Here is a 20448-nt window from a genome sequence, read left to right as displayed (position 1 = left end):
CTGCACTCCCGTTCCTTTACTTTTCAGGAGCATTCTTCTTTGCGTCACGATCAGCGAACACTTCTTTCGCGGCGAATAAGCCATTCAGCGCAGCAGGGAAACCGGCATAAACCGCCATTTGCATGATGACTTCGACCACCTCGGTTCTGGAGCAGCCGACGTTCAGCGCACCGTGGATATGCACTTTAAGTTGAGGCGCTGCATTGCCCAACGCGGTGAGTGCCGCAACAACCGCAATTTCTCTTGATTTAAGATCTAGGCCGGGTCGGGAATAGATATCGCCGAACGGAAATTCAATTAGCAGTTTTGCAAAATCGGGCGCGATATCGCTCAAGCTGGCAATGACTCGCTCACCTTGTTCGCCATCGATTTCTTTCAGCTTTTCCCAGCCGCGTAAATAACGTATGTTGTCCATGTTTGCTTCCTTTGTATTAGTCTGAACGCACTGTAAAACGTGTTCTTTCACACATCCAATACCATTTTTATGATACCTTTTCGGTATGACTACATCCATCGACTTAAGACAATTCCGCTATTTCTTGGCGCTCTGCGAAGAGCTCAATTTTGGGCGCGCTGCCGAGCGCTTGAATATCTCGCAACCGCCATTGAGCCGGCAAATCCGTCAAATGGAAGATCAGCTGGGAGTGGAGTTATTTCATCGCAACCCAACCGGCGTAACGCTGACGGCGGCAGGAAGTGCATTTTTACCGGAAGTACGACGCACGCTACAACAAGCGGCCAAGGCTATTGCTGCCGCCCGAGCCGCAGGCAATGTCGATGGTGGGCAATTGCGCATTGGCTACACGACGGTATTTGATCGCAGCGCGATACCGGATGTGTCAGAACAGTTTCACAACCTATTTCCAAGCTGGCGGTTGGTCACCAAAGGTAAACATTCAATCGCTTTAATTCGCGACATTAACAATGGCAACATGGACGCAGCTTTCATCGGCATGCACACAGATGCTAAAGGGTTGAACGTAGAAACGATACGGGAAGAACCGCTTATGGTGGCACTGCCCGCCAATCATAAACTGGCCAAAAAGAGGAAACTTGGCTTTGACGATCTGCGTAACGAACCGCTGTTTTGGTTTGAACGGCGGCTCAATCCGGGGTTCTATGATTATAGTCAGGCGTTTTTCGAACGGGTCAATTTTAAGCCGACGGTAATCCCGGAGCCGCCGGATCATCACATTCTGCTTGGGCAGATTGCGAACGGACAGGGTTTTGCATTGATCCCTGCTTCGCTCCAAAACGTCAAGCGGCAGGGAGTTGTTTTTCGCGATCTGAAAGACGAATTTAAGAATTTATCGATGGAGATCGCCATCGCATATTCGGCACAAAATCAATCACCGGTTCTACGTTCATTCTTGGAACTGGTGCGGGCCAATGCTTCAAATCCTGTTTTGTAAAGCTATTCCATCGGCTGCTGTGTCAGTGCATGGAACAACCACGCGCCGTGCGGTATCCATTGCTCACTCCAGCGCCAGGAATGAGTCGGAACACTTTCAGCAGGAGAACGGAAATCAATATCCTCTTCATTTTCAAGCCCCGAAGTGATGCCATTACAAACGCCGCCGGGTGCATTCCACATTCCTTTTTCGTAGCGCGGATTATTACGGCCATGCCCTTGCATCATGCAGGTATCAAAAGGATTAAAACCAAAAATCCAATCTAGCGCGCCTTGTGCATATGTGCTCAGTGAAGCACAAAAGATGTCTTCCCCAGCAAAATACCGAATCGCTCCTTGCGCGGCGGAAGCCAGCGAAGCCAGCCGTGCATTCTCACCCTGCCACCAATAACCGCTTTCATTTTGATGAGGGATGAAGAATTGGTTTTGCCCTTTTTTATCCGGCATTTGCACATACTGGCGCGGATAGGTAAATGGATTTCCATCACCGTGCAACGTTATTAAAATATCGTTCTGTAATCCTCGCCGCAGACAGTCACGGCTATCTGAAAACAGGTATGCGTCTGGAAATATTTCCATAAATCGTAACAAAGCGATATATGGCAGGCCCGCCTCAGCAGCATGGAAATAACTCCGGGTTTGCGCGTCATCTGCCCAAAACCAGCCAGCTTCGCTTTGACGCTTCATTAGCTTGGCGACTCGAAAATCGGCGGCACTTGCGTAGAGTGGTTTAGCGGTCGCCGCATACAATTCAGTAGCGGCTAGTAAGGCGCAATAATCGTCGATGATGTTTTCTTTACCGTCATCAAGATAGGAAAGATTATGCTTTTCAAGATGCGCAAAGGCTCGCTCTGCTGCGACAAGATAGCTGGCGCGCGAATATTCACCATCACGCGGTAATCCACTGGCACGCGCTAACGCCGCAATTGCGCTGCCACCGCCTTGACGATACCCTGCCTGATAGGTAGCAAACTTATGCCCTTGCTGGGTGGTATAACTACAAATTTCACGTTGCTCAACATCTTTACTCCAGCGATCGAATACCGTCATATAAAAATAACCGGCAGGGTCCAGCATCCGCATTAAAAAATCAGCGCCATGCGTTGCTTCATCCACAATCCGATCATCCAGCCACGTGGATTGCACCGGCATGTGCGCACGCCCGTCGATTAAATTCCAGACCACTTGCGGAGTCTGTTGCGGATTCATGAAGTTGGTGTAAGACATATGCGACAAATACTTGGAGGCGTCTCCGGAAGCGTCATACCAACCGCCATGCACATCAACCCGCTCATTGCTTCCGTATTTAAGGCAGGAACGATCGGCTGCGTCAAACATCCCCGCGCATCGCTGCGATTTAAAATAGTGCAGCAAGTCAGAAACTATTTGCCCGCCGTATAGGTAGGGGGAGATTTTAAAAACCTGTGAAGCCAAAGGCGAAACCACGTCGTCCACAACCAGAAAATAACTGCCATCTTTTTGCAGCTTACTGAAGTCAGCTTCCCAAAACTGCCAATCGCGCCATTGCGCCACTTTTCCACGCGACGTCAGCTGTCCGACAAACACCGGCTCGCGTTTTTCAGCGTCAACAATGGTAAATGCTTTACCTACCAATGACACGCTGCTTTGAATTAATGCCACTTTGCGAGTATCACGCTGATAGCCGAGATGATTGTGTAAAATTTTCATAGGTTCCTAATTTCTTAAATTAGCCGCACAAATGCTTCGTCCGTTTTATCAAACAACATGCAATTAGAAGCTGGCAAAGTAATATGCACGGTATCGTCATAACGCAAATTAGTTTTATGCACAGAAAGCTTCATGCACAACTCTTCAGCAACGCCCGCTATTCTGAGGTAGGCCAAAATTTGATCCCCAAGATGTTCAATCAACACCACTTTTGCAGCAATGGAACCCGCTTCGGAAGCGCTGGACAATTGCAGATGTTCAGGCCGAATTCCAAGCGTCACTGCTTCATCCTTCACGCCGCTGCTGGCATCGACAGCAGCGAACAAATTCTGACCACCAGGCAGAATTATTTCAGCACTAGCGTTTCCCGTTTCAATCAGCCTACCCTTCAATAAATTAATTCTTGGTGCGCCAAGAAACCCGGCGACAAACAGGTTACACGGATTGTCGTATAAATCCAAAGGACTACCTACTTGCTGCACTTTGCCGGCATTGAATACCACGATACGGTCCGCCAAGGTCATCGCTTCGACCTGATCATGCGTGACGTAAATCATCGTAGTGCCAAGCTCATGATGTAGCTTCGATAATTCAATGCGCATATTCTGGCGCAGCGACGCATCCAGATTAGACAAGGGTTCATCAAATAAGAAAACCTTAGGCTGCCGCACAATGGCGCGGCCGATTGCTACGCGCTGCCGTTGTCCGCCAGATAGCGCCTTGGGCTTGCGGTCTAACAAATGGGTTATCTGCAATATTTCGGCGGCTTTACGCACCCGCAGTTCAATTTCGGCCTTGGGTGCGCTCGCCATTTTTAGCGCAAATCCCATATTTTGCTGCACCGTCATATGCGGATACAAAGCATACGATTGAAACACCATTGCCACACCACGCTTGGATGCATGCAAGTCATTGGCCAACACATCGCCAATGTATATCTCACCGTCAGTTATGTCTTCCAAACCTGCCACCATGCGCAACAGCGTCGATTTGCCGCAACCGGAGGGGCCGACGAACACGACGAACTCACCATCTTCTATCGTGAAGTCGACTCCTTTAATGACACTTTCATCTTTGGTGTAATGCTTGGAGATATTCTTGAAACTGACTGAAGCCATAATTAATCTTTCCTTGAAACTTAAGATTTATCCTTTAACCGCACCGGCAGCCAGGCCTTTTATAAAGAAGCGCTGGCAAGCGAAGAACGCAATCAATACCGGCACGGTTGAAACTGTTGCTGCCGCCATCATCAAATCGTAACGGTGTTGATACTGGCCGATAAAAAGCCGAATACCGACCGGTATCGTTTGCACGGATGACGAACTGGTCAGGGTCCAGGCAAAAAATAATTCATCCCAGGCCAACAGAAAAATAAAGGTCGCTGTCGCGATGATGCCGGGCGCACTAATCGGTAAAACGATGCGTACGAATGCACCGAAGCGAGAACAGCCGTCGATGATTGCAGCATCTTCCAATTCGCGCGGAATCGATATAAAAAACCCGCGCATGATCCAGATACTGGCTGGCGTAAACAAGGCAACGTATAAGAAAATTAGGCCATGATAGGTATCGAGCATGGGAATGCCCCATGACTCACCTACTTGACGATACAACATGTACAAGGGCAGAAAAAATAGCATGCCCGGTATCACTTGCGTAACGGTGATGCCGACGCTCACCGTATTGGAACCACGAAAACGGAAGCGCGCCAATGCATAGGCGGCACAGGTTGCCGAGAGCGTTGCAAGCAGTGTCGTGATGCTGCAAACGATCAGGCTATTTTTGAAGAAATTAAAGAAATCAACGTTAACCCACATGTCGATATAGTTTTGCCATTGCAACGGTAAGCCTGCATCTAACTGATCACCATCGGCAATGTCACTGTAATTGCGCAACGAGGACAACACCATCCAAAAAATAGGTAGCAGAGACAAAACGACGACCGCCCATGTCAGTGAATTGAGCAGCAATGCATTGGTTTTACGCTTATTCATCACTGATCATGCTCCGTTTAAATGAGCGCATCCAGGCCGCAACAAATATCAACATGATGATCATCATGATGAAAGAAACTGCCGCGCCTTGCCCAAATAACCAATAACTAAATGATTGCCGGGTCAGCAGCGGCATTAATAAATCAGCCCATTCGCCGGGATGCCCCGCACCGTTACCAAACATCATGGAAACAATGTTGTAGGAATAGATATTGTCGATAATCTGGAACATGAACTGGATCACAATAACTGGCTTAAGCAAGGGTAAAGTTATGTGAATAAACTGCTGCCATTTACTGATTCCATCCAACGTGGCTGCTTCATATTGGTCTTCCGGTATTGCCTGTAAGGCCGCCAGAAAAATCAGCATCATTACCGGCCAGGCACGCCAGACAGTTGGTATCACAATCGCCCAAAAGCTGTTCGATCCCAGCAGCCAAAAAGGCCGTTCGCTGAACAAATGCAACCAGTCAACCAGCACCACATTAATAATGCCCACATCGCGTTGCCACATGAATCCCCACAGCGTTCCGACCACATACGACGGAACAATCCAAGGAAGTAAAAGTAACGTGCGGGCGATACTTCTTCCCGGGAAATCTCTGTTCAATAGCACCGCAACCGCCAGGCCGATAACAATCGCTAAAACTGAAACCATCAACGTATACAACAACGTATTGCGCAAAGCAAACCCGAGTCCGGCGCGGATTGGGCTATGTTCTTCAAAAATAACGCGGCGATAATTTTCCAGCCCGATGAACGGTGCATCCAGATATTGACTCAAGGTGTATTGATTCAACTTGAGCAGGGACATATAAAATCCCTGAATAATCGGTGTGAGATTAACCACCACCATCATCAAAATGGCTGGCATTAATAACAAATAGGGGAATATTTCCAGCTTCTTTACGCGCACGATACTTCCTTACCCGGAATAGTGATCAAAGCAGTTCTGTGAAATTGAGCGTGGCTATTTAACGCGACGATTCGGCGAGACGGCTTATCGTGATTCGTCCAGCACATCATTAGCTTCATTCGCCGTAACATCGAGCGCCTGTTTAATGGCCTGTGGTGTGTATTTCCCTTTAACACCGGCGACAATGTCGAACATATTGCCGATATTTTTCAGGTACACCGATTCCAGTGGCCCCCAGCCGGCAACGGAAGGGTAATGGCGGCCGTTTTTAACCTGAGCTATAAATTCCGCATAATGCGGATCTGCCATTAAGGTTGGATCATTAGCGGCGTCCTGCCGGGCCGGCAACATGCCGGACATTTTGCTGTAATTAACTTCCGCTTCACGCGAGGTCATAAAAGATAACAATTTCCACGCTTCGTCTTTGTTCTTCGACGATTTCATAATGGCCAGATCAGAACCTGAGAAAAAAGTCTGATTGCCTTTTAATCCTGCCGGATACGATTCAACGCCGAAATTATGTGCCGCGACGGAATCCATTTGACCGCCCTTGGCTTTAGGGGTATTTAACTGCCTGAGTATCCACGAACCAGTAAAAATAACCGCATATTGCCCATTGAAAAATCCGGATTCAATTTGACTGGAATCTTTTTCCAATGCCGACGACGGTACCAAGCCTTCTGCCGCAAAACTCGTGTAATAAGTAATTGCCTGCAACGCTTCTGGCGAATTGATCGCTGAATGTTTTTTATCGGCCGTCAGCAAATCTCCCCCTGCATTCCATATCCAGGGAGCTAAATTATGTACAACGTTCCAGTCGTTTTTACCCGGATAACCAAGCGCAGCAATTTTTTTACCATCCACCATTTGCCCGTTGATTTTTTGCATCGCTTGCTTGAAGCTGCCCCAGTTAGTAAACGCATCTTTGGGATTAATGCCGGCCTTCTTAAAAACGTCGGTGCGGTAAAAGGCCGCACGCGCATCCGCGTACCAGGGAAGCGCGTAAATTTTAGTGTCGTCATAGCGATGCGTGGAGCCCCACACTGCCGGGAAAAATGCCTTGGCACCGCCAACTTCATTTTGCTGTTGTGCGCTGAGCGGTTCCAGTGCGCCCATTGATGAAATAGCCGCCACCCATGTCGTACCTAATTCCAGTAAATCGGGACCTTGCCCGGATGCCGCAGCGGCGGTAATTTTGCTCCATGCCGATTCCCAGTTTAATACGGTGACATTCACTCTCAGGTTGGGATTTTTTGCAAGATAAGGGCGCAGCAGTTCCTTCATGTCTTGTTGCTGCTGCGTTGTTGTCGACATGATCCAAATATTTAATTCCGTTGCCATCGCCGATTGACTCGCCATTCCCAGCGTCGTGGCTAGCAATAACGTACTCGCCAGATAAGAAGGTTTAAAGCTTGATGTTTTCATCGTAATTCCAAGTTGTTATCCTTGCTTACCAAATCAATGAGAGGCCAGAAAGCCTGCGTTTCATTTATGGTATTGATTTTAAAATGCGCCGTGAAGGGCAACAATCCTGAAATGTACCTTAGCTTGTTGGTAGATTTACCTACTGAAATCGCTGGCATGGAACAGCGACCTCATCTTCTTCCTTCATCAACCTTCTTCTATTCACTTTTTTTCCACAAGCTGGGTGATACATCGCGTAATTTGGCGGCCAACTCCATGCTGGTGCGAATATTAAATTTTTGACATATGCGCAAGCGGTGTGCTTCAACTGTCTTGGTGCTGATGTTTAAATGATCCGCGATTTGCTTGCTCAGATATCCACCGACAATCTCAGTCAATACCTCACGTTCACGCAAAGTCAGTTCAGAAATTTCCTGTATCAATTTGGCTTGTGAATTGTGGCTAGTACGCGCGCTACGGTCAGCCGACAAGGCGCGCGCGATGGCATCTAACAAGGTTCGGTGGTCAACCGGCTTTTCAAGAAAATCGGCGGCACCCTGTTTCAATGCTTTAACCACCATGGGAATATCACCATGCCCGCTCAAAAAAAGCGCTGGCGATAGATAGTCATTAGTGTTTTTTGCGCGACGCTTTAGCTCTTCAAATAATTCCAGGCCGCTCATGTCAGGAATGCGGATATCGATAATCATGCAATTAAAATCACTCGGTTTGGCATTTTCAAGAAAATCACCGGCACGCTCAAATTCTGCAAACGTCCAGTTCTTCGTCTCCAGCAGCATGCCCAGAGAACCGCGGACGCCGGGGTCGTCATCAATAATGGCGATATAGGGCGTTTCAGTTAACATCGTTTCGCTACTCTTCTTATTCGTCATTTTTTATGGCACCCACCAGTTAAATTGATTTGATCAATGAATCAAGTAAAAGCATTACAGCGCAGCCTGAAACTAAAACGAGCACCACCACCGACATTGGCTTCGGCCCACAACCTGCCGCCGTGGCTTTCAATCACTGTGCGACAGATTGCCAAACCGAGTCCCATGCCTTCGCTTTTCGTCGTATAGAACGGCTGAAACAGCTTATCCGGCTCCTGAATCCCCGGGCCACGGTCGGACACACTCACGGTGACATTTTCATCATCGCGTTCTATGCGCACGATGACCCCTTCATCTGTTTGATCGCTGCCCGCCACAGCTTCCAATGCATTCCGAATCAGATTAAATAGCACTTGCTCAATCATGACCGCATCGCATTCGATGGTAATTTCTTCTTCCAGCAGTTCCAGCACAATTTCTACCTGCAACCGCTGAGCCAACGGTGCTAACAACGCCAAAGGTTCCGTAAGCAATTCCTTGAGATGATGAAAATCATGCCTGATCGCTCTTTTTTGAATAAAGCTACGCATGCTGTGGATGATTTTTCCGGCTCGGCGCGACTCATCGCCCATGCGACGAACCGCTTCATGCACCTTCGCGGTCTGTACCGGTTGCGCTTCTAGAAAAGCGTCGGCAGCTGCTGAATAATTGGCAATAGCGGCCAGCGGCTGGTTTAATTCATGCGCGATACCCGACGCAAATTCAGCCAAATTGGCGAGCCGCGCCGTATGCTGAAGTAGCTCGTCGCGCTCTTGTGCTGTATCGGCAGCTTCCCGTTTGGCGCTAATATCGGTAGCAATATCAAGTAACACCGGCGAGTTATCTACCCAGAGTATCGTGCGCCGTTCAAGGTGATACCAGCGCCCACTCTGACGGTCTCGAAACTCCACTGATGTCAGCTCAGATCCATGCATTAATTCGGGCCAGCAAATTAAACAGCAATCGCCTTCGGCATCAAACCGGAACAAGGCAGCATGATGACGATTCCGAAACAACACCCGACCATCACTCAATGAACTAACGTAGACTGCCGCATCCAACCCCGACAACACGGCATACAATTGTTCACGCGAAGAAGCCAGTGCTTCGCGTTCTTTCTGTAATTCGGTCGTGTCGTAGAGCGATACCATCCAACCGTTCTGCTTGTTGTCACCATTAACTATGGGTGAAGCTAATCGCGAAGCAAATAGTCGTACCGACAACCGGGTTCCGTCGGCATCCATCAAATTCAACCGCCGCCCGTTATCCGGATTATCGCCACGCAGCATCGCATCATGCGCCGCCTGACATTCATTCAAATTTTCTTGCGGCCAAAACGGAAAAGGAGCGGAAGATCCAATCAAAGATTCTGCGGACAAACCCAGCATGTTGCATAACGCCGGATTAACGTAGATGATGCGACCTGCCTTATCAAACGCCAGCAAACCGGTTACCAGCGATTGCTCCATCGCTTCACGAAAGCGCAACTCATGCGAGAGCGCCTGCTGTGCAATTTGCCTTTCCCGCAACCAGCGTTGCAGCAACCTTAATAACCAGATTATCAACAATCCAAACGCGACTACGGCAGCCGATAACCACAACAGCAAACCTTCCGAATGCTCCCTGGCATGTGAACTGGCACGCAATGAAAGGCCGCTGTTATCCGGCCCAAAATTTAATTTATGCACATCACGACTAACTTCGATAGTGCTCCCGTCATGTGGGGATAATTGCTTGTTATCGCGATCGACCAAACTAAGGTCGTAACGCTGCACAAACCACCAAGGAACCTGCAATGACAGTAGTTGGTCGAGATCGTAAGTGGCGAGTACCACTCCTTCATTCGACACTTCATCTGATACCGGAACGACCATTACCCAGAGCGGCGCGTACTGTTCAATGACCCGGCTAAATACCGGTTTTTTCAAGGTATAACAGCGCTGTATCGCTTCCGTTATCAGTGGGTCGTTAACGGGCGGCAGCTTTGCCGGGCGCTCCGTATAATTGGGCAAGCCGATGACACGCTGACCATTTTTGTTGAGGTAATCGATGGAGATCAGTGCTGGATTTTCTTTCATTAAGCCATCGGCAAGCGATAGAAAATCGGCGTAGGAATGGGCTGAAGGTGTTTGCAGGTCACGCGCCCAATTGTCTAACATATGCTCATTGTCGCTCAACGTTTGCGTGACGTTTTGCTCTAACCACAACAGATCAAGCGACAGTTCCCGCGCTGCAGCATCACGCTGGTCGGCGTACCAAAGCCAACCTAGCGTTGAAGAAACGAACAAAGCGACTGTCAATATTAATGACGCAGCCAGCCAGGGCCAACGGCTTTGAACAAACTTCTGCGTGGTGCTTGACAAGGCCAGCTCTCCTTTTGACAGTTTGATGAATACAAGCAACTTTAACGCATCAAACCGATCTAGCCAAGGCCGCTACACCAACTAATCCTGCGTCGTGCCCCAGCGCGGCAGCGACTAGTTCGACTTGGTAGATAGGAGGATATTTTGCTACCTCACTCCGCAGCCGCTCAATATAACCCGCTCTCAAACCCACGCTACCGCCAACCGCAACTCGCTGAATGCCAAGCATCACGGCCAGATCAGCCAATTTTTTGGCTATTTCGCGTATCCCATTTTCAACTAATTCGGTAGCGCGAGAGTCGCCCAAATCCGCGGCATCACATAAGCTTTTTGCGCCGGCATAACCATGTTCCAACGCTAACCGCCCTAACGCTGTGCCGGAAGCATGTTCTTCCAGCGTGGCACCGTCTGCCGTTTTCATCTCGCCGATTTCTGCATCAAAACCGTTACGCGCAATGTGCAAACGGCGATTCAACACTAAGCCAGCACCAACGCCGGTCGACACGGTTAAAAATAAAAACTCGTCAACACCGCGCCCGGTTCCGTAGAGATATTCACCCCAGGCCGCAGCACGTGCATCATTAACTATTCGCACTGACCTCTGCAACTTTTCAGATAACACCTTTTGCAATGGATAGCTTTGCCAACCCGGTAATACGGCCGCATTGTGCGCAGTGACACAACCGTCAACAATTTGCCCGGTGATCGCCACGCCGATGTTCACGTCTAAATTGAGCAATCGCTGATTGAGTGTTGGCAGATACAACTCAACCATCCGCGCCACCATTGCGTCAGGCCCTTGCTGGCCGGGCGTAGCCGCCTGATCGCGCCAGACGATGTCATCGCCATCAAATAGAGCAATACGGCTATTGCTGCCGCCTATGTCGAACACTACTACTTTTTGCACAGCACCCCCGCAATTAAAATTCATCGCTTATTAGCAAAAAACGGCAAACTGGATTTAACTCCTGTTTGCCGCAAGAACGACGCAACGCTATTTAAATTTACTATCTACAAAGACATCCTTACACCCAAAAAGAATTGTCGCCCATTTGAATAAAACGCCTCAGGCTGTTCTGCATTGGAATAATATTTAATGACTGGATTATTCAAGTTGAGGCCATCAAATGTAATCGAAAAATTATCGTTTATTTTATAATTGATCGATGCAGCCAGTGTGCCGATTCCCGCAGCATATTGCGGTGTTACGTTAGCCAAGCCGACCAAAAACGAAGAACGGTAGTTGTAGGCTAACCGTGTACTGAAGCCCGCATTTTCATAATAAACTTCCACATTGCCGGTATTCTTTGAAGAACCAACCAGCGCATTTCCGCTCGCATCATGACCGTCGGCATAGGTGTAATTGACCAACCCGCCGAACCCGCTACCGAATGATTGCTGCCAGGCCAGCTCTAACCCGTCATTCTTGGCGGCGATGTTATACGGCGACGTCACCAGGAAGTTGGCAATCTGGTCGGTGGTCGTATTCAAGAATGGCCGTACGTTATTACCGAAGGTAATGTAAGACGGCATATCCATGTAAAACAGGCCTGCCGACAAGATCGATTGCGGCGCAAAGTACCATTCCAACGTGGCATCCACATTATTCGACTTCACCGCCTTCAAATCGGAATTACCCCCAGAGCCTGTCAAATTCAGGTTATTCAACACCACCGCTGGCGATAACGAAGAATAATCTGCGCGGGACATGGTAGTGGATGCCGCGAAGCGTGCTACCAAGTCCTTGCTTAAGTCGAATTTCAGGTTTGCGCTCGGTAAAACGTCGACATAATTGTGCGTCGATGTGACCGGTGCAAAACTACTAGTTGCGGAGTTGTAATCATAGGCAGTGCCGAACTGATTGGTGTTCACCAACCGCAAACCGATGTTACCGCGCCAATGGTCGCCGACCAGATTCGTCATGGCATAGGCTGCCGTATCTTTTTCTTTAATTTCAAAGTTATTTTGATACGACGGCCCAAGACTGACGCTATCGTATTGCTGCTGCCACGATGCGATATTAGCTGGATTTAACACCCAAAAATTAGACAAAAATCCTGGGCCAGCGCCAATCCCCGCACCAAAATTACCGGGGGAGACCGTACCGTTCCAAGCTGGTGCTGGTAAGGTTTGGCCTGGGTTAGTAAAGCAAGGATCGTTAGGATTGGTAGAGCACCCGTAATTGACGTCATAGGCAGTGCGTTTGTGCTCGGCATAGCGCACGCCGAATTTGGCGCTTTCAAAATAGCCGTTATCCAGCGTCAAAATCGCATCAACCTGACCGTAAGTTTCTTGATCGGTTACCTTGGCGGATTGCGACCAGCTACCGCCGTTAGTCACATTGGCCGGGTTGTTAAAATTGGCGGTATTCACTCCCGGAAATGACACATTAGCCGGCCCGTTGGTCCCATTCAGTTGATAAGACATGGGCGAGTTAATTAAGTAGGCTTCATAGCCGTAATCATGCGGCGTTTCCCCAGTGCCGCGGGTATATCCAACTTTAGATGTGATGGTCAGCGTATCGCTGAGCCTGATCTTGCTGTCAAAGTCCAGATAACCGGCTGTTGACCCTGCGTTGGGGCGATAAATTGAATCACGGACGCCCGGAAAAGGCATGTCTGCGCCGGGATTCGGGTCATTCGGATTAAATACGGTATTCGGGAAAGAGGCGGCAACGAGCGTGTTATTTTTTACGGTGTAGCTGTTTGGAGAAACGCCTTGTGACAACAAGTTATAGGGACTTGCCATGAAATTCGTGTCAAACGTGTCTGTATTAAAGCGCGAATAAAAGCCATTAATATCTAAGGTAACCCCGGTTAATGGCTTGAATTGAAAATCTAGCAAACCACCAGTCCGGGTACTTTGCTGGGTAAATGCGGCGGAACCAATTTGACTGGGATACTTAACTCCATTCAAATCAGAATGGGCGGCAACAACGGCAGCACTATTGTCGCTGGGATTGCCGATGTAGTTGGAACCTAACAGGAATAACTCCTGCCCGTCACGCCGTTCATTACGCTTTTCAGAAAATAACTGGAATAACACGCCGAAAGTGTTTTCGTCGTTTTTCCAGTTAACCAGCGCATTTAGCTGCGGCGAAGTTTTGGCTGGAAGATCGGCATACATACCTTGCACGGTTGCTTCAACAGTCAGCTGTTTCTTAAAATCCAGCGTGGCGCGCGTCACCACATTCACATTACCCACCGTGCCGCCTTCAATATAATCGGCTTGCGAGCTTTTTTGCACTTCAACCGAACCGACAATTTCAGATGGCAGCAAAGTAAAACTGACACTGCGCCCGACTGTTCCCTGCTGGTCGCCGATATACCAGTCACCTGTCGATACGGTGTGACCGTTAATTGTGGTCTGGGTCAGACTTGGATTGGTGCCGCGAATACTTACCCGGTCATTTTCCGAAAAACCGCCTTCGCCGCCGGAGCCGGAACTGATATTCACGCCAGGAACACGCTGCACCGCATCAGCCACGTTTTTATCCGGCAGCTTACCGATATCTTCCGCAGTCACCACATCCATAACCGAATCAGCATCGCGTTTCATTTTTAGCGATTGCTCTCTTGAAGCGCGGATGCCGGTAACAATAACCTGGCTCACTGGTGCTGTGCTGTCTGGCGCTGTTGAAGCTGGAACTGTTAGGCTGCTTTGCACTACATCCACAGGCTTGCTGTCGGCCTGCTGCGCCTGTGCCGGCATAATTATTGTCGTCAACGCCATCGTCACGGCTATGGCAATACTTGTCCGCTGTACCTTCATCAATGATCCCCTTATAGTGGCCTCTCATGATGAGTGGCGCATCGTATGCCAAACCTGAAATACATCCGACTCAGCCTGTGCGCTGGCGGCAGCGTATGTTCAAATTTGATCTTCATCACCGTGACCATTAATCTCAAAAACTCATATCAAAATTAATCTCAAAACTAATGTCAAAACAGGTGTTTTTAGAATATTGATATATTCAATAGTCCTCAGCAATACTGAGATATACCCTAGCCACTAAGTAAATGTACCTATATGTCAGGAAGTGTGCCGACATAATAATTTCTCCTTCCCATGATGACTAGCTTAGTCGTCGCTAAACAGATGAAAAACAACTGAATTTGATGGTCTATAATAAAAATCGTGCACGTTGTAATCCCGCCCTGTTTAGTCAACCCCAACCCAAGCTCACGCCAAATAACTATGCCAAACACACGTATCCACTTAAGCGCCAACGGCCCTGAATTTTCGCGTATTGCACTCGGTTTATGGCGGCTTGATTCGTGGCAGCTTTCAACCGCAAAACGTCTTGATTTTTTGCAGCAGGCGATAGCACTCGGCATTACCACCATCGACCACGCGGACATTTACGGCAGCGAAGCGCCATTCGGAGAAGCTCTGGCATTGGCACCGAGCTTGCGGACAAAAATAGAAATCATCACCAAATGCGGCATTGTCTGGCGCGACGAAAAGTCCTTATTACGCGTGACGCATTACGATACCAGCCGCGCGCACATCATCGCTTCATTAGAAAATTCATTGCGCCTGTTAGGCACTGATTATGTCGACTTGCTGTTAATCCACCGACCCGATCCGTTAATGCAGGCCGATGAAATCGCTGAAGCATTTCAACTGCTGCAGCGCGCGGGTAAGGTGCGTCACTTTGGCGTTTCCAACTTCACGCCCGCACAATTTGATTTACTCGCTTCACGCCATAAACTGACCACCAACCAAATTGAACTGTCGCCATTACATCTGGACTCCCTGCATGACGGCACCTTGGATCAATGCCAACGCCTGTCGATTTCGCCCATCATCTGGTCGGCATTAGGCGGAGGACGTGTATTCAACGAACATAGTCCGCGTGCCGAACGTTTGCGCGTCACGCTCGCTGCGCTTGGCGCAGAATATGGTGTTTCTGCAACCACCATCGTCTATGCATGGTTATTACAACATCCTTCCAAACCGGTGGTACTGACGGGTTCTGGCCGGGTCTTCGCCTTGCGGGAAGCGGTTGCCGCCATCGGGTTAACGCTGACGCGGGAACATTGGTTTGCCGTTTGGTGTGCTTCGACTGGAACTGCTGTTCCTTGATGTAAAGAGACAATTTAATCCGTTTTATGTTTTTTTGACAAATTTAGTTGTACTGGCATCCAGCCCAACTAAATTTAACCTCTTTCTTTGGTGAATGCGGGCGTTTTCTTCCGCATAGATCCTTGCTTTATAAGAAATTTTCGCTAATGTGAAGTGATAGCTATTGGATCAAAAAAAGTCACCCGGCAACTTGGATAAGAGAGTTAAAAATGACAATCGGATCATTTTTAAAAAATGTTTGTTTGGCATCGACAGTGCTCCTTGCTTTATCACTAAGCAATAGCGCCATCGCGGCGAATAAACAAATTGTCTACATTAGCGCTAAAAGTGACCTCCCTTTCTGGAAGACTATCGGCAAAGGTGTCAAATCTATCGCCGATGCAAATGGCTATAGTTATCTTGAATTGGATAGCAACCTCAACAGCCAGACGCAGTTAAAAAATGCTCAGGAAGCGATTGCTAAAAATGTGGCGGGCATCGTTATTTCCCCGATTGATAGCAAGACTGCGCCAGAAGTATTAGCACTCGCCATGAAGGCGAAAATTCCGGTGGTGATTGCCGACGTCGGCACCAATGGCGGTGAATATGCGTCCTACATCAAATCCGATAATTATCGCGGCGCTTATGATGTCGGCGTAGTGCTGGCCACCAAGATGAAAGACAAGGGCTGGAGCGAAAGCCCGTTTGCCATGATTACGATTTCGCTGGCCAGAAAAAATGGTCAAGACAGAAGCAACGGTTTTCGTGATGCACTAAAAGATGCTGGCATCACCAAGGAAACGGGCTTACGACAAATGCAAACCTATTCTGCCGAAGAAACCTTTAAATTCACCAAAGAGATATTGGAAACAACCCCCGGCCTGCGCGGTTTATTTATTGAAACAGACCAGCCCGTTACTGGTGCAATGCAAGCCATTAAAGCCGCCAAAAGAACCGGCGAGATCTTAATTGTTTCGTTTGATGCGATGCCGGAAGTGGCCGAACTATTAAAAAGCGACGCCTTGATTGCCGTTGGCATGCAACAGCCTTATCTCATGGGAAGTAAAGCCGCAGAAGCCTTATTCAGTAGCATGCAAGGCGTGGCTCCAGCCAAGCAAATTTTGATTCCGATCTTGGTCGGAACGGGAAAAAATATTACTCAACTAATGCCGACTGTAAGCAAAACGGTTTTTGGAGGCGAATAACGCGAAGAGAGTCAGGCACCTCGATTCGGGTGGGTACGTCCTTGTGCATTTTTAAAATTCCCTCATGAGATTCCCGAAATCCACAATTGGTCAACGCTTAACATGGAGCTACGGCACGGTAGTCGCTCTATTGATTGTTGTTGCCTTTTTTGGGATCTATAAGCTAGGTAGTTTGAGCAGAATCACCGACGCGACCTTAAGAGAAAAATACCCTGCCACCATCGTCGTCAACCAACTCAGCAATGACCTCAACATCATCGCAAGGGAGATGCGCAATACCTTAATTTTTAATGATCAGGCGCATTTACAAGACCAGTTAAATGAAATCAATAAGGCCAAAATCAATATGGCCGCTGAATTAGAACAAGTACAATTAAAGATGACCGACCCCGATTCCAAAGAGTTACTCAATGAAATCAAAATCGTCCATTCCGCCTACCTCGTCAATCAAGAAGATTTTATTCATCTGGTGGCAGAACACAAAATGGGGGAAGCCAGGAATTTACTGCTAGTCGATTTAAACGGCTACCAAGATATCTATTTTGAGCTACTGGAAAAACTACGGGCCGATCAAATCAACCTGATGACACTGGCCAGCAAAGAAGTAGAAGACACCTATTTTTCAGCACGCAAACTCATGTTTATATTGTCAGCGCTAGCGATTGTTTTGAGTATCGGCATTACCGTGATCATTACCAGATCGCTGTTAAAACAACTCGGTGGTGAGCCTGATTATGCGGTATCGATCGCTAAAAAAATCGCCTTGGGCGACCTCTCATCCTTCATTGCACTGGACTCCAACGACCATTCCAGCTTGCTGTATTCCATGAGTGCTATGCGCGAGTCGTTGATTGAACGCACCAATGCACTGCAAGATACCAATCGTGAATTAGCGCTCACGATAGAAACCTTGAATCAGGCACAGGCAGATTTAATCTTTAATGAAAAACTGGCTGCGCTCGGATCATTAGTCGCAGGCATTGCGCATGAACTGAACACCCCGATTGGTAACGGCATTATGGCGGCAAGTACCTTGATTGAATTTAGCAAGGCATTCGAAGCCAAAAGCGTGAATGGAGTTTCGCGCGCCAGCCTTAAAATGTATCTGGCACAAATGCAAGAAGGTGCCGACATTTTGCAGCGAAATCTGGACCGGGCTGGCAGCCTGATTGCCAGCTTTAAACAAGTCGCGGTAGACCGCACCACCTCCGGCGCGCGGCGCTTTGCTTTAGCTGAAGTGATTTCCGAAATTATACTCACGCTGCAACCGGCGATTAAAAAACGCCCGCATCTGATTAAGCAAGATATTCCGCCCGAGATTATGATGGACAGCTACCCCGGCCCCTTAGGTCAGGTGCTCACCAACCTGATCAACAATGCGTTGATTCACGGCTTCGATCAGCGCGAATCAGGTAATGACCCCGGCATCATTTCAATTAGCGCCCGCACTCTGTCGGATTCACACATCGAGATCAAAGTGCATGACAACGGATGTGGCATCAGTCCGGACAATTTAAGCCGCATCTACGATCCATTTTTCACTACTAAATTCGGCAAAGGCGGCTCCGGCCTCGGCCTGCATATCTCGCACAACATTGTCTGCGGCGTATTGGGCGGCAAGATCCATGTCGATAGCGAGCTGAAGGTAGGTACAACGTTTATTTTGACGCTACCTGTTAAGGCGACCAATTTGCAGCATTAAATTTTGTTAGCTCAAACTTGATCTTGTATCAGATGTTGGATTGAGTTGAATCTTTCATTCACTCACGAATCTCAACCGCAGGCTATGCCAGCCTTGGATGAAATTTCCTAATTCCTCTAACTTCTTTGTTGCGCCTTCGAACCCCAAGGCGGCTACCTTTTCCCACCAATGCAAATGGCCTGGGATTGAGTTCAATCGCTAGGCCATCGTCGCGCATTACACCCAAACGATGCATTGCCCGCGTCACTCCTTGTTCACGCTACTTTTGTTTTCTGCAGAATTTTTGATACAGGAAGTCTGTCCACGAATGTGGTGTGAAAGGATTCCAGGGGCTAGTTATTGACTCACTATAAATTGTGGCTCCCGTACCGCCCAGCCCGGCGTTTTCAACATAAGAAAGCATTCTTTGATTTTTTTCGACACAATCTATTTCAATAAATTTTCGTACCGATTGGACTTTTTTTCCGGATTCAAAATTGCTGTCGGTTGGTGATTTCGTGTCCAACATCGTCCAGATTTTGAATGTATGCCCTTGCTGCCGTAATGTACTTAAATCCCAGTAATATTCATTACCCTCATCATTAGAAAATGCAGCAACTGATGAGACCTTATCCCAATTAGCAAAAGCTTGACTACTAAAAATCAGGAACAGTAACGCAAATAATTTTCGCATGATTGCCTTTAAAAAGATTGTCAAAGATTTCTCAAATGAGGCAGAAAACGATCGTCTGGATTACGCCGACTCCGCGCTGACCGGCTTCTAACAAGCTCATTGCCATCGCTCATGGATTAAACTGTATTTATTATTTGTAAGTCAACAGTTGGTGTTCAATCTGGCAGTTCCTGTCGTTTTAAAGTCACGATTAATTCAATTAAATCGAATTATTGCGCTCAATTAATTTTGAAAAACATACTCGCCCTGCATGGCGATGCCATTCCGCAGGCATGCTGCATGCATCATGAAACCTTTTACTCCACCGTCAGCGTTTAAAAGCCAGCAACAGAACGCCACCAGCGACCATCGCAATGCCCACCCAATCACGCAACGACGGCCTTTCACCCAGAAACGCAAATGCGAACACGGCTACCAGAACAAGGCTGAATTTATCTACCGGTGCGACCTTGGATGCCTCGCCTATTTTGAGCGCCCGGAAGTAACACACCCAAGAGGCTCCCGTGGCTAAACCGGACAAGCCAAGGAACAACCAGGTTTTCATAGAAAGATCGAGGGGGTTGGACCACTTGCCGGTGCAAGCAACGAACGCCGACAGCACCACGCCGATAATCGCAGTCCGAATCAGGGTTGCCAGATCCGAATCAACGCCCTGGATACCGATCTTGGCAAAGATAGCGGTTAGCGCCGCGAAAATGGCCGACAGAATTGCCCAATAAAACCAACCGGTTGATGTTGCCATAAATTTATCCTCAGGTGAATGTTGAAATCCAAACTTGTGCTAACTTTAGCTACTTTACATTCCTAATTTTGGGGCATTAAAAACCTATCTGCCACTTTGTCTTCAGTGTATTTACACCCAGCCCTTGCACATTTCACTCGCTTGAATAAACTCACCCTATTGAGCAACTTTCAACATGGCAAAGTAAATCAAGCATTCAATGAAATTAATTAAGGCAACCATACTTTTTTGCTTATGCGCTTACCTACAATTAGTTGCCGCGCAAACACGGCCTTTGGTGATTGTTGCGGAAGATTATGCACCTGCAACATTTATGGATAAAGGTAATGTAACCGGATTCGATGTAGATATTGCGAAAGCGGTCTTTGATAGTTTAGGTATTTCCTATGAAATTAAACTGGTTCCATAGG

17 protein-coding genes are annotated in these 20448 nt (G+C 48.0%); 5 read left to right on the top strand and 12 right to left on the bottom strand.

Features of this window, described 5'->3' with window-relative positions; genetic code table 11:
• Positions 1-16 precede the first annotated feature (16 nt).
• The gene (locus S2091_RS03320; RefSeq protein ID WP_105530373.1) at positions 17-415 is read right to left on the bottom strand and encodes a carboxymuconolactone decarboxylase family protein; all 399 of its coding nucleotides are present in this window, start codon (positions 413-415) and stop codon (positions 17-19) included.
• Positions 416-500: 85 nt separating this feature from the next.
• Between S2091_RS03320 and S2091_RS03315 the strand changes: the two genes are divergently transcribed.
• On the top strand, positions 501-1412 hold the full coding sequence (locus S2091_RS03315) for a LysR family transcriptional regulator (RefSeq protein WP_105530372.1): 912 nt from the start codon (positions 501-503) through the stop codon (positions 1410-1412).
• Between the two features lie 2 nt (positions 1413-1414).
• Here the strand turns inward: S2091_RS03315 and S2091_RS03310 are convergent, their stop codons facing one another.
• From S2091_RS03310 to S2091_RS03270, 9 genes are all read right to left on the bottom strand, one after another.
• Positions 1415-3100, bottom strand: a complete 1686-nt coding sequence (locus S2091_RS03310; RefSeq protein WP_105530371.1) for a glycoside hydrolase family 9 protein — start codon at positions 3098-3100, stop codon at positions 1415-1417.
• Positions 3101-3114: 14 nt separating this feature from the next.
• Complete coding sequence (locus S2091_RS03305) at positions 3115-4218, bottom strand: ABC transporter ATP-binding protein (protein WP_105530370.1); 1104 nt, start codon at positions 4216-4218, stop codon at positions 3115-3117.
• A 27-nt stretch (positions 4219-4245) separates the two neighbouring features.
• Positions 4246-5094: a carbohydrate ABC transporter permease gene (locus S2091_RS03300; RefSeq protein WP_105530369.1), complete on the bottom strand. Its 849-nt coding sequence runs from the start codon at positions 5092-5094 to the stop codon at positions 4246-4248.
• On the bottom strand, positions 5087-6010 hold the full coding sequence (locus S2091_RS03295) for a carbohydrate ABC transporter permease (protein ID WP_207769596.1): 924 nt from the start codon (positions 6008-6010) through the stop codon (positions 5087-5089). Before S2091_RS03295 ends, S2091_RS03300 begins: the two co-directional genes overlap by 8 nt.
• An 84-nt stretch (positions 6011-6094) precedes the next feature.
• Complete coding sequence (locus S2091_RS03290; RefSeq protein ID WP_105530367.1) at positions 6095-7435, bottom strand: sugar ABC transporter substrate-binding protein; 1341 nt, start codon at positions 7433-7435, stop codon at positions 6095-6097.
• Positions 7436-7632: 197 nt separating this feature from the next.
• Positions 7633-8307: a response regulator transcription factor gene (locus S2091_RS03285; RefSeq protein ID WP_207769595.1), complete on the bottom strand. Its 675-nt coding sequence runs from the start codon at positions 8305-8307 to the stop codon at positions 7633-7635.
• Between the two features lie 41 nt (positions 8308-8348).
• Complete coding sequence (locus S2091_RS03280; protein WP_133166846.1) at positions 8349-10649, bottom strand: ATP-binding protein; 2301 nt, start codon at positions 10647-10649, stop codon at positions 8349-8351.
• 49 nt (positions 10650-10698) lie between these two features.
• Complete coding sequence (locus S2091_RS03275; protein WP_165794896.1) at positions 10699-11556, bottom strand: ROK family protein; 858 nt, start codon at positions 11554-11556, stop codon at positions 10699-10701.
• A 104-nt stretch (positions 11557-11660) separates the two neighbouring features.
• On the bottom strand, positions 11661-14420 hold the full coding sequence (locus tag S2091_RS03270) for a TonB-dependent receptor (protein WP_105530363.1): 2760 nt from the start codon (positions 14418-14420) through the stop codon (positions 11661-11663).
• 426 nt (positions 14421-14846) lie between these two features.
• On the opposite strand from S2091_RS03270, the gene S2091_RS03265 reads away from it, so the two are divergent.
• From S2091_RS03265 to S2091_RS03255, 3 genes are all read left to right on the top strand, one after another.
• Positions 14847-15737, top strand: a complete 891-nt coding sequence (locus tag S2091_RS03265; RefSeq protein WP_105530362.1) for an aldo/keto reductase — start codon at positions 14847-14849, stop codon at positions 15735-15737.
• Between the two features lie 209 nt (positions 15738-15946).
• Positions 15947-16921: a substrate-binding domain-containing protein gene (locus S2091_RS03260; protein ID WP_105530361.1), complete on the top strand. Its 975-nt coding sequence runs from the start codon at positions 15947-15949 to the stop codon at positions 16919-16921.
• 64 nt (positions 16922-16985) lie between these two features.
• Positions 16986-18623 (top strand): ATP-binding protein, encoded by a 1638-nt coding sequence (locus S2091_RS03255; protein ID WP_105530360.1) that lies wholly within the window; start codon positions 16986-16988, stop codon positions 18621-18623.
• Positions 18624-18882: 259 nt separating this feature from the next.
• On the opposite strand, the gene S2091_RS03250 is transcribed toward S2091_RS03255, so the two are convergent.
• Together S2091_RS03250 and S2091_RS03245 are read right to left on the bottom strand one after the other, a co-directional pair.
• The gene (locus tag S2091_RS03250; protein WP_165794895.1) at positions 18883-19320 is read right to left on the bottom strand and encodes a surface-adhesin E family protein; all 438 of its coding nucleotides are present in this window, start codon (positions 19318-19320) and stop codon (positions 18883-18885) included.
• Between the two features lie 283 nt (positions 19321-19603).
• Complete coding sequence (locus S2091_RS03245) at positions 19604-20038, bottom strand: EamA family transporter (protein ID WP_105530358.1); 435 nt, start codon at positions 20036-20038, stop codon at positions 19604-19606.
• A 199-nt stretch (positions 20039-20237) separates the two neighbouring features.
• On the opposite strand from S2091_RS03245, the gene S2091_RS03240 reads away from it, so the two are divergent.
• A complete protein-coding gene (locus tag S2091_RS03240; RefSeq protein WP_105530357.1) occupies positions 20238-20447 on the top strand; it encodes a transporter substrate-binding domain-containing protein in 210 nt (69 codons plus the stop codon).
• The last annotated feature ends 1 nt before the right edge of the window (position 20448 follow it).

The organism is Solimicrobium silvestre, from assembly GCF_002976435.1.
In the GTDB taxonomy this organism is placed as follows: domain Bacteria; phylum Pseudomonadota; class Gammaproteobacteria; order Burkholderiales; family Burkholderiaceae_D; genus Solimicrobium; species Solimicrobium silvestre.
This window is presented reverse-complemented; position numbering and strand designations above follow the sequence as displayed.